Origin of the sequence: Streptosporangium sp. NPDC000239 (genome assembly GCF_040300765.1) — a bacterium.
Lineage (GTDB): Bacteria > Actinomycetota > Actinomycetes > Streptosporangiales > Streptosporangiaceae > Streptosporangium.
The window spans coordinates 324,466-339,612 of the sequence record NZ_JBEPEI010000002.1 but is presented as its reverse complement, the minus strand read 5'-3'; the positions used below and the strand labels follow the sequence as shown (position 1 = coordinate 339,612).

General features: G+C 72.0%; 11 protein-coding genes. 6 read left to right on the top strand and 5 right to left on the bottom strand.

What is annotated here, in order from left to right; genetic code table 11:
- Positions 1-29 precede the first annotated feature (29 nt).
- Together ABT340_RS07055 and ABT340_RS07050 are read right to left on the bottom strand one after the other, a co-directional pair.
- Positions 30-1,193: a MalY/PatB family protein gene (locus tag ABT340_RS07055; RefSeq protein ID WP_352009757.1), complete on the bottom strand. Its 1,164-nt coding sequence runs from the start codon at positions 1,191-1,193 to the stop codon at positions 30-32.
- Positions 1,194-1,200: 7 nt separating this feature from the next.
- A complete protein-coding gene (locus tag ABT340_RS07050) occupies positions 1,201-3,090 on the bottom strand; it encodes a B12-binding domain-containing radical SAM protein (protein WP_352009756.1) in 1,890 nt (629 codons plus the stop codon).
- A 287-nt stretch (positions 3,091-3,377) separates the two neighbouring features.
- On the opposite strand from ABT340_RS07050, the gene ABT340_RS07045 reads away from it, so the two are divergent.
- The 6 genes from ABT340_RS07045 to ABT340_RS07020 are packed head-to-tail and all read left to right on the top strand — an operon-like array spanning position 3,378 to position 11,607.
- On the top strand, positions 3,378-6,707 hold the full coding sequence (locus tag ABT340_RS07045) for a non-ribosomal peptide synthetase (RefSeq protein ID WP_352009755.1): 3,330 nt from the start codon (positions 3,378-3,380) through the stop codon (positions 6,705-6,707).
- On the top strand, positions 6,704-7,894 hold the full coding sequence (locus tag ABT340_RS07040) for an MDR family MFS transporter (RefSeq protein ID WP_352009754.1): 1,191 nt from the start codon (positions 6,704-6,706) through the stop codon (positions 7,892-7,894). Before ABT340_RS07045 ends, ABT340_RS07040 begins: the two co-directional genes overlap by 4 nt.
- A 45-nt stretch (positions 7,895-7,939) precedes the next feature.
- Entirely contained in the window at positions 7,940-8,149 is a 210-nt protein-coding gene (locus ABT340_RS07035; protein ID WP_352009753.1) for an MbtH family protein, read from the top strand.
- Positions 8,139-9,440, top strand: coding sequence for an aminotransferase-like domain-containing protein (locus ABT340_RS07030; protein ID WP_352009752.1), 1,302 nt, complete (start codon positions 8,139-8,141; stop codon positions 9,438-9,440). The genes ABT340_RS07035 and ABT340_RS07030 overlap by 11 nt, the downstream gene beginning before the upstream one ends.
- Positions 9,441-9,451: 11 nt before the next feature.
- On the top strand, positions 9,452-10,522 hold the full coding sequence (gene hppD / locus ABT340_RS07025) for a 4-hydroxyphenylpyruvate dioxygenase (RefSeq protein WP_352009751.1): 1,071 nt from the start codon (positions 9,452-9,454) through the stop codon (positions 10,520-10,522).
- Positions 10,519-11,607, top strand: a complete 1,089-nt coding sequence (locus ABT340_RS07020; RefSeq protein WP_352009750.1) for an alpha-hydroxy acid oxidase — start codon at positions 10,519-10,521, stop codon at positions 11,605-11,607. The genes hppD and ABT340_RS07020 overlap by 4 nt, the downstream gene beginning before the upstream one ends.
- Before the next feature lie 4 nt (positions 11,608-11,611).
- Here the strand turns inward: ABT340_RS07020 and ABT340_RS07015 are convergent, their stop codons facing one another.
- Genes ABT340_RS07015 through ABT340_RS07005 form a run of 3 tightly spaced genes read right to left on the bottom strand, consistent with a single transcriptional unit; the run spans position 11,612 to position 15,133 of the window.
- Positions 11,612-12,367 carry a thioesterase II family protein gene (locus ABT340_RS07015; RefSeq protein WP_352009749.1) on the bottom strand — a complete coding sequence of 252 codons (756 nt, stop codon included), beginning with the start codon at positions 12,365-12,367 and terminating at the stop codon, positions 11,612-11,614.
- A gap of 22 nt (positions 12,368-12,389) precedes the next feature.
- Positions 12,390-14,111, bottom strand: coding sequence for a non-ribosomal peptide synthetase (locus tag ABT340_RS07010; protein WP_352009748.1), 1,722 nt, complete (start codon positions 14,109-14,111; stop codon positions 12,390-12,392).
- Positions 14,108-15,133: a TauD/TfdA family dioxygenase gene (locus ABT340_RS07005; RefSeq protein WP_352009747.1), complete on the bottom strand. Its 1,026-nt coding sequence runs from the start codon at positions 15,131-15,133 to the stop codon at positions 14,108-14,110. The genes ABT340_RS07010 and ABT340_RS07005 overlap by 4 nt, the downstream gene beginning before the upstream one ends.
- Positions 15,134-15,147: the final 14 nt, after the last annotated feature.

The following is a 15,147-nucleotide window of genomic DNA, read 5'->3' as shown; positions in this document are numbered from 1 at the left end:
GCATCGGTGCCCTTCTCGTCTCAGGTCGGTCAGCCGGGTACGGCGGCGCGCATCCGGTCGAGCATCTCGTCGAGTACCGCGGGTGAGGTGGCGAAGTTCAGCCGGGCGAACCCCCTGCCCTCCGGGCCGAAGTCCGGACCCCTGAAGAGCATGACCCTGGCCCGTTCGAGGAAGAACGCCGACGGGTCGTCGCCGAGGCCCAGGGCGCGGCAGTCGAGCCAGGCGAGGTAGGTGGCCTCGGGAAGCCGGTAGACCACTCCCTCGGGCAGCCGTTCCGCGACCCGCAGCCGGTTGCGCGCCAGCAGGTCCCGCACGGTCTTCAGCCAGGGGTCCCCTTCGGTCCACGCGGCCCTGAGCGCGTCCACCCCGAGGGCGCTCACCTGGCCGAACAGGATGCCGCGGTGCGCGTCCACGGCGTCGCGGACCTCCTTGGCGCCGATGTGCGCGACGGCGCAGCGGACCCCGGCCAGGTTGAAGGCCTTGCTGCCCGAGGTGATCGTCACCGTGCGCGCCGCGGCCTCCTCGGAGACCGCGGCGAACGGGATGTGCCGGTATCCGTCGTAGGCCAGCTCGGCGTGGGCCTCGTCGGAGATCACCAGCAGGTCGTGTTCGACGGCGAGCGCGGCCAGGGCCTCAAGCTCGTCGCGCCGGAAGACACGTCCGGTCGGGTTGTGCGGGTTCACCAGGAACAGCGCGCGGCACGGGGTCCCGTGACGGCCACTGACCTCCTCGGAGATCCGGTCGAGGTCGAGGTCCCAGTCGCCGGCGCGCCAGCGGATCGGCACGGGCCTCGGCGGGCGGCCCAGCTTGGTCAGCATCTCGGTGAACGGGGGACAGACCGGGGAGTGCAGCGCGACCGGGTCACCGGGTGAGGTGCCGAAGTGCAGCGCGACCTGCATCGCCTGGTTGATGTCGGTGAACAGTCTGACGTGCGTGGGGTCGGCGGCGAAACCGAACCGGCCGAGCATGCGCCCGGCGAACGCCTCTCCCAGCGGCCCGCCGCGCGACTCGTCGTACCATGCGGGGTAGCCGAGGTCGGTGTCGATCCGCTCGACCAGGGCGCGCCGTACGGCGGGCGAGATGGGGAAGTCCATGTCCGCGACCCACGCGGGCAGCACCCCGGCCGGGGCGGACGCCCATTTCTCCCCGTCACGCAGGGAGAGAGTGGCGAGGTCGAGGGCGTCCAGGGTCATCGATGTGTCACCTAGCCTGTCGGGGGTCCTGTTCGAGCGGCACCGGCGCGCTGTCGTTACGGATGGCGCCCCAGCGTCTTTCCGTCTCGTTGTGGATGTACCAGAGGTCGTCCTCCGTCAGTGTGACGGACACGACGCCGGGAAAGGCCTCCTCGAAGTAGATGTACGGCTTGCGGTTGTCGACCCACGGGGAGTGGTAGTCGAGCTTGTCGGTCATGCCGTGGATGCGGGTGATCGGGGTGGCCGGGTGGTAGGTCAGGATGTTCGGGCTGGCGAGGTCGATGATCCTTTCGTCGATCAGCTCGCTCACCCCCGTGATCGTCTCGTCGATGCTGGCGCGGGTCTCCCCGTCGAGGCCGAACAGGACGGACGTGCCGACCCGCAGGCCGTGTGACTTCACCAGTGACGTCGCCTCGCGCACCTTCTGCGCCCAGTCGCGTCCCTCGACGCGGCGGAGGTTCTTGTGGATGCGGTCCATCACCTGCGTGGACATGCTCTCGATGCCGATGTAGACGTAGGTGCATCCCGCCTCGCGCATCAGGTCGAGGATCGTCGCGCTCTCCTCGGGCCTGTGCAGGCCGACCAGCACGTCCACGGTCAGCTGCGCGCCCCACTGCAGGCGGCGCAGGCGGGCCAGGCCGTCCTCGCCGCCGAGCGAGCGCAGCAGGCCCTCGTCCAGCTCCCCGGCGGCGGCGCGGCGGACGCCGCCGAGCTCGGCGCAGAACTCGGCGATGTCCCGGAAGGTGCCGCTCCAGAAGACCGAGTCGTCGAAGAACAGGGCCTCGGCGCCGTAGCCCACATATTCGCACACGCGTTCGACTCCGGCGTGTGTCTGGCTGAACTTCTTCAGGCCGCCCGCGAGTTTGGCCGTCTCCGAGCAGAAGTTGCACTGGTAGGGGCAGGCGTTGGACACCATCACGTGCGCGGTCCGCTGGATCTCGCCGGTCGCGCCGTCGGTGAAGATCGGGAACCGGGACCGGATCGCGAACGCCTCGTACGGCGAGGGCAGTGTGGTCAGGTCGAGCCTGGGCCCTTCCTGGGGGTAGGCGTGCACGGCGTCCTGGCCGGTCAGCGTGATCAGGGAGCGCCCCGGGGCAGGGCCGTCCCGTCGCAGCAGGTCCTCAAGGCGGGGGCGGACGGCCGAAGGGGCGACCCACCCGGTGTCCAGGTCGACGGAGAGCGCGACGGCGCGCATCAGCAGGTCGAGTGAGTGGTAGGCCTCGCCGGAGACGGTCGCGTCGACCACGTGCGGCACCCTGCCGTCGTCCATGACCGCGAGCGTGCTGCTCGGCGCGATCATGAGCGTGTCGGCGCCGGGGACGCAGGTGGTCGTCTCGTCGACGTGCCGCCCGCCCAGGATCACGTAGACACCGGGTATCTCGGCCTTGGCAAGCCCCGCGATGTCCAGGGCGTAACGGTGGGCCGGTGAGACGCTGCTGATCAGCACGATCCTCGGCCGGGTCTCGCGCAGCAGGCCGATCCAGCGTTCCCGTGCCGCCCGGTCCCAGACGCGCGGGTCGAAGACGGTCTCGTCGGTGTTCGGCGAGTCGGTGTACGGCCGGTAGCCGTCCTCGCCGACCGACATGCGGTAGGAGAGGTCGGGAAACCGGGTCCACCCCGGAGCCAGGTCGTTGTAGTGCCCGGCGTTCCGTACGGCGTTGCGCACCGCGACCGAGAGGGCCGCGTACAGGCACATCGGGTCGCCGGGGTAGGTGATCTCGCCCTCCGCCTGCGTCATGACGGGCGCGAGCACGGCCAGCACCGGGAAGTTCCGGTGCGGAAGACGCCCGAGCGCGAGGTCCTCGGAGAGGCGCTTTCTGCGCGCGGAAAGAAGTTCCTCGAACCCGGAGGAAACGGTTCCCCCGGGGAATCGGTGAACGTGAATGTCATTCAGCAATGCAGTTCCTTTTCCCTTTGTGTTCGCGGCCGGTATGCGTACGCCGAGGGATGGATAAATCACTCCCCGTGTGATCCTGCATAGCTTTTGTATGAGTTATCTGCCACGTTACTTTCGACCGATTGAACCAGATGGCCGGTGGACGTCAAGCGAGTGCCTCCGGTGAGGGCCGATGTCCCGCCGGCGGGACATCGTGGCGGCGCGCGGACCCGCCCCGGCGGCGCGTTGACATGAACGCGCGGCATCGTGTTTCAATGGCGGGCGTGTGAGAGAAGGGGGATTCTCCGGTGTCTGGCGAGTCGCGCACCATAGTCGGCGCTTTCGCCGAACAAGTCCAGGAGAACAGCGACAGACCCGCTGTCAAGCAGGGTGGGACCGTTCTCTCATACCGCAGATTGGATGAGATCTCCGACATTTTCGTTGATTTTCTGGAACGCTGTGATATTCGTTCCGAGCAGCGGATCGGCATCCTCATGGAACGCGGCCCCGACGTGGTCGCGGCGATCGTCGGGACGGTGAAGTCGGGCGCCGCCTACGTCCCGCTCGACACCCGCTCACCGGCCGCCCGGCTGCGGTTGATCCTCACCGAGTGCGGCATCCGCGTCGTGATCACCGACTCGGCGGAGCGCGCGGCCTTCGTCCGGGGCTTCTGCGAGCCGGGCACCCGGGTGGCCGTCGTCGGTGAGGATCTCGACCTGTCGGGACCCGGCCCGCGAACGGCCCGGAAACAGGTCGTCCCCGGGCAGCTCGCCTACGTCGTCTACACCTCGGGTTCGACGGGGACGCCGAAGGGCGTGGCGATCTGCCACCGCGACCTGGTCGCCTTCGCCGCCGACCCCTGCTGGACCGGCCTTGAGGGACGGGTCCTGCTGCACTCCCCGCTTGAGTTCGACGCCTCGGTGTTCCAGATGTGGGTCCCCCTGCTGCGCGGCGGCACGGTCGTGCTCGCCCCGCCCGGCCCCGTCGAGGCCCGCGCGCTGGCGCGGACGATCGCGGAGGAGGCCGTCACCTGCACCTTCATGACCACCTCCTTCTTCAACGTGCTCACCGAGCAGCACCCGGACGCCTTCGCCGGGGGCTGCCAGGTGTGGATGGGCGGCGAGGCCGCCTCCCCGGTGGCGGTCGAGCGCACCCTGCGCGCCTCGGGGCCGGGCTCCGTCGTCAACGTCTACGGCCCGACCGAGGCCACGGTCTTCGCCACCTACCACCCGGTCGAGGAACCCGTGCCGAGCCCGGTGCCGATCGGCTCGCCCATGCGGGACGTCACCGTCCACGTCCTCGACGAGCACCTGCGCCCGGTCCCCGACGGCGCCGAGGGTGAGCTGTGCCTCGGCGGACGGGGCGTCGCCCGGGGCTACTGGGCGAGACCGGGCCTCACCGCCCAGAAGTTCGTCGCCGACCCCTTCGCGGGTGACGGCGCCCGGATGTACCGGACCGGCGACATCGTACGGCGCCGCCCCGACGGCCTGCTGGAGTTCGTCGGCAGGCACGACGGCCAGGTCAAGGTCCGTGGCTTCAGGATCGAGCTCGGCGAGATCGAGAACCAGCTCTCCCGCAGGGAGGACGTGGCCCGGGCCGCCGTCGTCGCCACCGCCGACCGGCACGGCGACACGACCCTGACCGCCTACGTCGTCCCCGCAGGGGACGCCGGAGACGCCGGGGAGACCGGGGACGCCTGGGCGGACGTCCTGCTGGACCACCTGCGCGAACGGCTGCCGCCGTACATGGTGCCCTCGGCGCTGGTCGTGCTCGGGGAGCTGCCGCTGAACAACAACGGCAAGCTCGACATACGGGCACTGCCCGCCCCGGCGCGCGCGGCGGGTGGCGCGGAGCCCGCGTCGGAGACGGAGAAGGTGCTGTGCCACCTGTTCGCCGACGTGCTCGGCGTCGAACGGGTCGGGGTGAACGACGGCTTCTTCGACCTGGGCGGCCACTCGCTGGCGGCGACCCGGCTGGCGGCCAGGGCCGAGGCCGCCCTCGGCCTCCGGGTCGAGGCGGGGGAGGTCTTCGAGGCGCCGACGGTCGCCGAGCTGGCCGTACGCCTCCTCACCTCACCGGCCCGCGCCGCGGGTCTCTGCCTTCCGCCCGTTCCTAAGCCGCGCCCGGAGCGGATCGCGCTGTCCCACGCCCAGCGCAGGCTGTGGTTCGTCGACCAGCTCCAGGAGGAGGGCGACCCCGGTTACCACATCCCGCTGGTCTTCCGCCTGCCGTACGAGGTGGACGCCGACGCGCTGCGCCTGGCCATGGCCGACGTCGTCACCAGGCACGAGAGCCTGCGCACGGTCTTCCCCGACGACTATGACGACGAGGGGCCCTGGCAGCGCGTCCTGGACCCCGGGGAGCGCGACCCCGAGCTGACGGTCACCGTCTGCGCCGAGGCGGAGATGGAGGAGCTGCTCGCGGCCGAGGTCCGCAGGCCGTTCGACATCACCGAGGACCTGCCGCTGCGCGGCGCGCTGCTGCGCCCGTCCCAGGGGCGGGGGACGACACTGCTGCTGGTGCTGCACCACATCGCGGCCGACGGCTGGTCGCTGACGTCGCTCTGCCGCGACCTGTCCCTGGCCTACCGGGCCAGGCTGGCGGGTACGGCCCCGGAGTTCGTCCCGCTGCCGCTGCAGTACGCCGACTACGCCGCCTGGCACCGTGAGCTGCTCGGCGACGCCGGAGACCCGGGCAGCAGGCTGTCGTCCCAGCTCCGCTACTGGGAACGGCGGCTCGCGGGCCTGCCCGACGAGGTCTCGCCGCCGCCGGACCGGCCCCGGCCGCCGATCTCGGGCAACCGGGGGGACGCCGTCGCCTTCACCGTCCCCGCCGAGCTGCGCCGGGGGCTTGAGGACCTCGCGCGCTCCTGCCGGGCCACGCTGTTCATGACGCTGCACGCCGCGCTGGCGGACCTGCTCACCGACCTGGGCTGCGGGCACGACATCGTGGTGGGCAGCCCGACCGCGGGCCGTACGGCCGAGGCGCTCGACGAGCTGGTCGGCTTCTTCGTCAACATGGTCGCGCTGCGGACCGACACCTCGGGCGACCCGACCTTCCGTGAGCTGCTCGGCCGGGTGCGCGACGGCTGGCTGCCCGCCTCGGCCAATCAGGACGTCCCCTTCGAGCTGGTGGTCGAACGGGTCAACCCGGCACGCGGGCTGTCCCGCCACCCGGTCTTCCAGGTCACGCTCGGCCTGCTCGACGCCCCGGACCTCGCCCTCGACCTCACGCCGGAGCCCTCCGAAACTCCGGGGACCCCCGGAACGACTCCGCAGGCCCCCGGAACGCCGGAGCGCGGTGAGTGGACGCTGGCCAGGACCGGGGCGGCCAGGTTCGACCTGACCTTCGACCTGATCGCCCGGCGGGAGGCGGACGGCACGCCCGGCGCGCTCGACGGCTACGCGGAGTTCGCCACCGACCTGTTCGACCGGGAGAGCGCGCTGCGGCTGGTCGAGGGGTTCGTCACGAGGCTGCGCCAGGCCGTCGCCGACCCGGACCACCGGAGCGGCCCTCAACGCGGGAACACAGACGCGGGCACGGACGGGAACACCGAAGGAGGCACGAACGGAGGCACGGACGGAAGCACGGACGGAAGCACGGACGGGCTCCGCGCGCTCGGTGGCTCCGCGCGATGACCGCGACCACCACCTCGCTCACCCGGCGGATCATGGGCCTGCCCAGGGAGGCCTGGGTCATCTGCGCGGGCATGTTCGTCAACAAGTTCGGCGCCTTCCTCAACGTCTTCCTGGTCCTGTACCTCACCCACCGGGGGTACTCCGCCTTCCTGGCCGGGCTCGCGCTCGGCGCGGTCGGCTTCGGCGGCTTCCTCGGCAACGCGGTCGGCGGAAGCATCGCGGACCTGATCGGCAGACGGTGGACGATCGTCGCCTCGATGTTCGGCACCGCGGTCTTCACCCTGCTCGTCCCGCTGGCCGACACCATCGGCGTCATCGTCGCGCTGTCGCTGGCCGTCGGATTCCTCGCGCAGCTCTACCGCCCGGCGGCGGGCGCGATCCTCGTCGACACCGTGCCCGCCCGCGACCTGATCGCCGCGGTCTCCCTGCTGCGCCTGGCCATGAACCTCGGGATGGCCATCGGCGGCGTGGTCGGCGGCCTGCTCAGCGTGCTGTCCTACACCTACCTGTTCGTCGGCAACGCGGTGACGTGCCTGCTGTTCGGGCTGCTGGTGCTGACGCTGCTGCCGGAGACCAGGCCCGCCCCGCCCGAGCACGAGGGCGCCGGGGCACGCGGCGGCTACCGGACCGTGTTCCGCGACCGGGCGATGGTGCTGTACCTGCTGTCGATGACCGCCGCCACCTACGTCTACACGCAGACGATCGCGACACTCCCGCTGCACGTCAGGAACCAGGGGCTCGGCACCGAGTTCTACGGCCTGCTGCTCGGGGTGAACGCGCTGCTGATCGTGCTGTTCGAGCTGCCGCTCGTCCGGTTCACCGAGCGCCGCCAGCCCCGGTACGTGATCGCGGCCGGGGTGGTCCTGCTGGGCGCCGGGGTCGCGCTGACCGGGGTCGCGGACGAGCGGGCCGCGCTCGTGGCGACCGTGGCGCTGTGGACGCTCGGCGAGATGGTCTACACGCCGGTGGCCACGGCCTATCCGGGCCTGCTGGCGCCCGGCCACCTCAGGGGGCGCTACCAGGGCGCGGAGGGCGTCGCGGTGACCGTCGCCCAGACGGCGGGCCCCGCCGCGGGCGGCTTCCTGTACGGGCACACCGCCGCCGGCCACTGGGCGCTGTGCGGGGTGGTCGCCGTGCTCGGCGCGGGGTTCATGCTCGCCGCGCGACCCACCGGTACGGCCACATGACGACGGACTCTCCGCGAGGGGCGGGGAGAGAAAGCGGAGGCTGAGATGCCCGGACCGTTCGACGAGGAGACGGGGCTGTTCAAGGTCCTGGTCAACGACGAGGGCCAGTACTCACTGTGGCCCGCGGGCACCGCCGTACCCGGCGGGTGGCTGGTGCGGCTCGACGACGCGCGCCGGGACGACTGCGTCGCCTACGTGGAGGAGCACTGGACCGACATGCGGCCCCGCGGTCTGGCGGGCTCCCATGACGCGTGACACCGGCCTCGCCGACACGGTCGTCCTGGACCTCCTCGGCCTGCACGGCTCGCTCGGCTCTCCCGTCATCGAGTCGATGAACTTCCTCAACGAGGTCTCCAGCCGCTTCCCCGACGCGGTCTCCTTCGCCGCGGGACGGCCCTACGAGGGCTTCTTCGACATCGAGGAGGTCCACCGCTACCTGCGCGTCTACCGTGACCACCTGATGGAACGGCTGGGGGACGAGGTCCTGGTCAGGCGCACCATGCTCCAGTACGGCCGCACCAAGGGCGTCATCCACGACCTCGTGGCCAGGAACCTCCTGCTGGACGAGGGCATCGACGTCGACCCCGAGTCGATCGTCGTCACGGTTGGCTGCCAGGAGGCCCTCTACCTCACGGTGCGGGCGCTGCGCCGCGACGGGCGGGACGCCCTGCTGAGCGTCTTCCCGTGCTACGTCGGGGTGGCGGGCGCCGCGGCGCTGGCCGACATGCCGTTGCTGCCCGTCGCCGGCTCCCCGGAGGGGATCGACCTGGACGACCTCGTCGCGGCCGTCCATCGGGCCAGGGCCGACGGGATGCGGCCACGCGCGCTGTACGTGGTCGCCGACTTCGCCAACCCCTCCGGCGTCAGCCTCGGCCGCGCCACCCGTGAGCGCCTGCTCGCCCTGGCAGGGGAGCTCGACCTGCTGATCCTTGAGGACAATCCGTACGGCCTCTTCCACGGCGAGGAGGAGCGGGCGCCGACGCTCAAGGCCCTCGACCCCGGCGGGCGGGTGGTCTACCTCGGTTCGTTCGCCAAGACCGGCATCCCCGGCGCCAGGGTCGGCTACGTCGTGGCCGACCAGCGCGCCGGGAACGGGCTGCTCGCCGACCAGCTGGCGAAGATCAAGAGCATGCTGACGGTCAACACCTCACCCATCGCCCAGGCCGTCATCGGCGGCAAACTGCTCGCCAACGGGTGCAGCCTGCGCGCGGCGAACGTCAGGGAGACCCGGGTATACCAGGGCAACCTCCGGCACATGCTCGACGGGCTGCGCGAACGCTTCCCACCGGAGAGCCGCGTCAGCTGGAACACCCCGGAGGGCGGCTTCTTCGTCGTCCTCGACGTCCCGTTCCCCGCCGACGACGAGCTGCTCGAACACTCGGCCCGCGAGCACCGCGTCCTGTGGACGCCCATGCACCACTTCTACGGCGACGGCCTGCCACGACCACAGATCCGGCTGTCGTTCAGCCATCTGACGCCCGGCGAGATCACCATCGGCCTCGACCGGCTGGCGCGCTTCGTCGCCCGGCGTTGTGAGGCCCCATAGGGAGGCAAGAGATGACAGTTTTCGAGGAGCTGTCCGTCGACCACGTCGGATTCTCCGTCGCCGATCTGGCGGAGACGACCAGACTCTTCGTCGACCGCTACGGCTTCACCGTCTACGCCCGATCCGAGGAACCCCCCGAGACCGGGGGCGCCCTCACCGTCGCCCTCGGCTGCCAGGACATCAGGCTGGTGCTGACCCAGGCGGGCGACGCCGACCACCCGGCCGCCGCCTACGTGGAACGGCACGGCGACGGGGTCTCCGACATCGCCCTGCGCACCTGCGACGCCGAGGCGGCCTACACCGAGGCCGTACGGCGCGGCGCCCGGCCCGTGACACCACCGGCCGTACGGGACGGGGTGGTCACCGCCTCGATCGTCGGCTTCGCGGACGTCCTGCACACCTTCGTCCAGCGCCCGCCCACGACCGACCCGCGTGTCCTGCCCGGACTGTTCCCGGCCACCGGGGAACGGCACCCGGCGGGACACGCCGGGCTCGGCACGGTCGACCACTTCGCCGTCTGCCTGGAGGCCGGGCAGCTCGACCCCACGGTCGAGTTCTACGAGACGGCCCTCGACTTCGAGATGGTGTTCACCCAGCGCATCGTCGTCGGACGCCAGGCCATGGACTCGAAGGTGGTGCAGAGCCGTTCCGGCGCGGTGACGCTCACCCTGATCGAACCCGACGTGTCACGCGACCCCGGCCAGATCGACCAGTTCGTCAAGGACCACGGTGGGGCGGGCATCCAGCACGTCGCCTTCACCACCGGCGACATCGTCAGGGCGGTGGGCACGCTGCGGGAGAACGGCATCGAGTTCCTGGGCACCCCCGGCGCCTACTACGACCTGGTGCCGGAGCGGCTGCGGCTGGCCAGGCACTCCCTCGGCGAGCTGCGCGCGCTGAGCATCCTCGTCGACCAGGACCAGGACGGCCAGCTGCTGCAGATCTTCTCCAGGAGCGTCCACCCGCGCGGCACCCTCTTCTTCGAGGTGATCGAACGGGCCGGGGCGCGTACCTTCGGCAGCGGCAACATCAACGCCCTTTACACCGCGGTGGAGATCCAGCGCAACAGGCAGGCCCGGTGAACGCCGGGGACGCGGCGGTGTGCGTCGCGGACGTCGAACGGCTCGCCGGAGATCTCCTGCCGCCGGACATCCGGGACTTCGTCGCCGGGGGAGGCGGCGACGAGTCCGCCCAGGCGGCCAACCGCGCCTGCCTCGACCGGGTGCGCCTGGTGCCCAGGGTGCTGACCTCGGCGGACGGGGCCGACACGGCGGGACGGCTGCTGCACGGCACGGCGGCGATGCCGGTCGCCGTCGCCCCCATGGCCTACCAGCGGCTGTGCCATCCTGACGGCGAGCTCGCCATGGCCCGCGCCGCCGGGAAGGCGGGCGTCCCGTTCACGGCCGCCACGCTGAGCAGCGTCCCGATCGAGGAGATCGCGGCGGTCGCCGGGACACTCTGGTTCCAGCTCTACTGGCTGCGTGACCGGGGGCTCGTGCTCGACCTGCTGGCCAGGGCGGAACGGGCGGGCTGCACGGCGCTGGTGCTGACCGTGGACGTGCCGGTGCCCGCGCGGCGACCGCGCGACATGCGCAACGGGTTCACGCTGCCCGCCTCGGTCGTCGCCGCCAACCTCCCCGAGGGGACGGGGTCGGCCGCGCACGTCCCCATGCCGCACGAGTCGGCCGTCGCCTCCCACACCGGGATCATGTTCGAGAACACGCTCGGCTGGGACGACCTGGCCTGGCTGCGCGGGCACACCGGCCTGCCCGTCGTGCTCAAGGGCGTCCTCGACCCGGGCGACGCCGTACGGGCCGTGGAGGCCGGGGTGAGCGCCGTGGTCGTCTCCAACCACGGCGGTCGTCAGCTGGCCGGGGCCGTACCGTCCATCGTGGCGTTGCCGGGGGTCGTCGAGGCGGTCGCCGGGCGGTGCGAGGTGCTGTTCGACAGCGGGGTCAGGAGCGGCACCGACGTGCTGCGCGCGCTGGCGTACGGCGCGGCCGGCGTGCTGCTCGGCCGTCCCCTGCTGTGGGGGCTGGCGATGGACGGCGAGGCGGGGGCCGGGCTGGTGCTCGACCTGCTGCGCGCCGAGCTGCGTGAGGCCATGCTGCTGACGGGCTGCGCCGACCTCTCCGCCGCCCGGACCCTGGGCACCGTCCTGCTCTGACCGCTCACACCCCGGGCGGATCCCCGGCGAACGGCGCCATGAACGCGGGCAGCCTCGCCCAGACGTCCGGGGTGTAGAAGTGGCCACCGGGCAGCCTGTCGTGCCGGAAGGCGCTCTCGGCCAGCTCCCGCCACCTTTCGGTCGCCTCGGGCTCGATGACGTCGTCGGCGGCGCCGGTGAGCACCTGCAGGGGAACCCGGGCGCGTGTCCCGGCCCGGTGACGGAAGGAGTCGCGGACCTTGATGTCGGCGCGCATCAGCTCGACCGCCATCTCGCTCAGGTCAGGGTCGTCGAGCACGTGCGCGGGCAACAGGCCGTTGACGCTCATCCAGTGCAGCAACTGCTCGTCGGTCTCCTCCTGGGCGGGGAACATGTCTCTGGGGCGCAGGCCGCCGCTCGGCGCGTTCGTCGAGGAGATGACGAGCGCCTCGGGGGGCCTGCCGCCGTGCCGTTCGAGCCGGGAGGCGACGTCGAAGGCCATCCAGCCGCCCATGCTGTGCCCGAACAGGACGTACGGCCGGTCGGCGGCGGCGAGCACGGCGGCGGTCGCGTCCTCGGCCAGTTCGTCCCAGTCAGTGGCGAACGCCTCGGCGAAACGGCCCTCCCTGCCGGGGTAGCAGATCGCGGCCAGGGACACATCCTGCGGCACGACGTCGGCCCACCCCAGGTAGGGGCCCGCGCCGCCGCCGCAGAAACCAAGGCAGACGAGTGCCCGCGCCGCCTCGGGCCGGTGCCGGGGGCGCACCACGATGGTGTCCACGCTTTTCCCTCTCTTGTGGTCCTCAGCCGTTGCGGTGCAGCGACTCGACGTAGCCGGCCAGGTCGCGCAGGCGCGGATGCCGGTACACCTGCCGGGTCGGCACGACGACGCCGAGGTTCCTGCGCAGCCGCGCGACCACCCGGATGGCCATCAGCGAGTGGCCGCCGAGGGCGAAGAAGTCGTCGTCGGGGCCGATCCCGTCCCGGCCGAGGACCTCCGCCCACACGCCCGCGATCAGCTCCTCGAACTCGCCCCGCGGCGCTTGCCCGGGTTCCGCGGCCCACACGGGCTCGGGGAGGGCGGCCACGTCGAGCTTGCCGTTCGGGGTGAGCGGGAGGCGTTCGACGAGGGCGAAGGCGGAGGGCACCATGAACTCCGGCAGCCCGGCGGCCAGGTGCTCCCGCAGCCGTTCCGGGGAGGGTTCGCGGCCTTCCACGGGCACCACGTGGGCCACCAGCCGGTCGCCGCGGAGCGTGACGACGGCGCGTGCCACGTCAGGGTGGGCACCGAGGGCGTGCTCGATCTCGCCGGGCTCGATCCGGAAGCCGCGGACCTTCACCTGGCCGTCGGCCCGCCCTGCGAACCGCAGCGTGCCGTCCTCCGCGCGGGAGGCCAGGTCGCCGGTGCGGTACATCCGGGCGCCGGGCGCGGAGAACGGGTCGGCGACGAACCGCTCCGCGGTGAGGGCGGGCCTGCCGACGTAACCGAGGGCAAGGCGGGGGCCCGCGACGTACAGCTCCCCGGTCACGCCGGGCGGCACCGGGCGCAGGGCGTCGTCGAGCACGTGGACGTGGCAGCCGGACAGCGGCCGTCCGATGTGCGGCCCGGCGCCGGTGATCCAGGCGGTGGTGACGTTGACCGTGCACTCCGTTGGGCCGTACAGGTTCAGCCCCTCCACGTGCTCCGAGCCGGCGATCTCCCGCCAGGTCCGTTCGGGTACGGCCTCGCCGCCGAGGAACAGCCGCAGCACACGTCCGTCGGGGCGGGGGGTGAGCAGTTCCTCGCGCAGGGTCTCCCAATGTGAGGGGGTCAGGTCGAGGTCGGTCACCGCGTGCTCGTCGAGCAGGGCGCGCAGCCGGGCCGGGTCGGTGCGGTCCTGCTCGCCGAGCACGACCAGGGTGTCTCCCCGGCACACCCTGACCCACTGCTGCACGGAGGCGTCGAAGGAGACGCTGGCGTTCCAGGCGACCACCCGGGGACGGTCGGCGTAGGCGCCGAAGCGTTCGAGCGCGGTGACCATGGAGGCCACGGAGCTCCGGGACACCTCGACCCCCTTCGGCCTGCCGGTCGAGCCCGAGGTGTGGATGACGTACGCCGGGGCCGAGGCGGACGGAAGGTCCAAGGCCCCGTCGTTGCCCGAGGTCGCATCCGGGGTGAGGCAACGCGCTTCACCCGCCCACGAGGGACGTTCACCGGTGTGGAGCAGAATCCGCGTCTCCGCGTCCTCGGCCATGAACGCGAGCCGGTCGGCGGGGTAGACGGGATCGAGCGGGACGTAGGCCGCGCCCGCCCGCCACACCGCCAGCAGCGCCACGACCAGGTCGGCGCCCCTGGGCAGGCTCACCCCGACCCGGTGGCCCGGCCCGGCGCCCAGGTCGCGCAGCGCCGCCGCGAGCCGGGCCGTACGGGCGTCGAGTTCGGCGAAGTCGAGCACGGTCTCCCCGTGGCGCACCGCGGGCCGGTCGGGCGCGTGCCGGACCGTGGCGGAGAAACGGCTCAGCAGGTCCCGCTCCTGCCCGCTCACAGCTGACCGGCCGCGGGCTGGACGGTCGGCGCGCAGTCGAGGAGGTCGACGGGCTCGCCCATCGCCACCACGATCCTGCGGTCGCCGCGGAAGGGGTCCCTGCCGTGCGCCGTCAGGACGTTGTCGACGATGAGCAGGTCACCGGGGCGCCACCGTTCGCGTACGGTCGCCGCCTCGTAGGCGGCCCGCAGGTCCTCCAGGTCGTCCCGCGTCAGGGGTTCGCCGTCGCCGAAGGCGGTGTTGAACGGCAGGCCGTCCCGCCCGAACTCCGCCACGAGGACCTCCCTGAGCTCCTCGTCCAGGGACCACTCGTTCCAGAAGGCCAGGTGGTTGAACCAGACCTCCTCCCCGCTGCGCGGGTGCCTGATGACGCCGGGGCGCAGCTGGCTGGTGCGCAGGTTCCCGTCGTCCTGCCACCGGTGGCCGATGAGGTTGTCGGCGCAGTAGCGCTCGACGTCGCCCCTGTCCTGCGCGGAGAAGGCGGTGCGCCAGTCGGTCGAGATGTGCTCGGAGTAGCCGCGTCTCAGCAGCCAGCCGGAGGCCCGGACCTTCTCGGCCAGGGGTGCGGGGACGTTCCGCAGAACCTTCCTGCAGTCGGCGACCGGCGTGGCCCCGCCCTCCTCCGGCGCGGTCAGGCAGGCGAACAGCAGCAGCCCGGGGAAGGTCAGGGTGTAGCTGTTCTCGTTGTGCATCATGATCGGCTGCGAGGGGGGAAGGTCGGTCGAGGAGAAGACCCCGCTGCCGAGGTCGCTGCGCGGCGTCGCCTTCTCCCGGTACGGCGTGTGCCTGGGGATGAGCACGTCCCGCACCCTCGCGAAGTCCTCGACGCCCTTCAGCGGCAGGCCCCGGAGGTGGACGGCACCGTGTTCGGCCAGGGCCGCGCGCAACTCGGGCAGGAGGGCGCTCAGCCGGTCACAGGTCCCGGCGATGTCGTCGGGGCCGGTGAGCCACGCGGACACCGGTTTCCCCTCGGAGACCTCCCAGTCGAGTTCGCCGGTCGTTCCTTCCGGCGTTGATCTCATTTCCGATGTCCTTT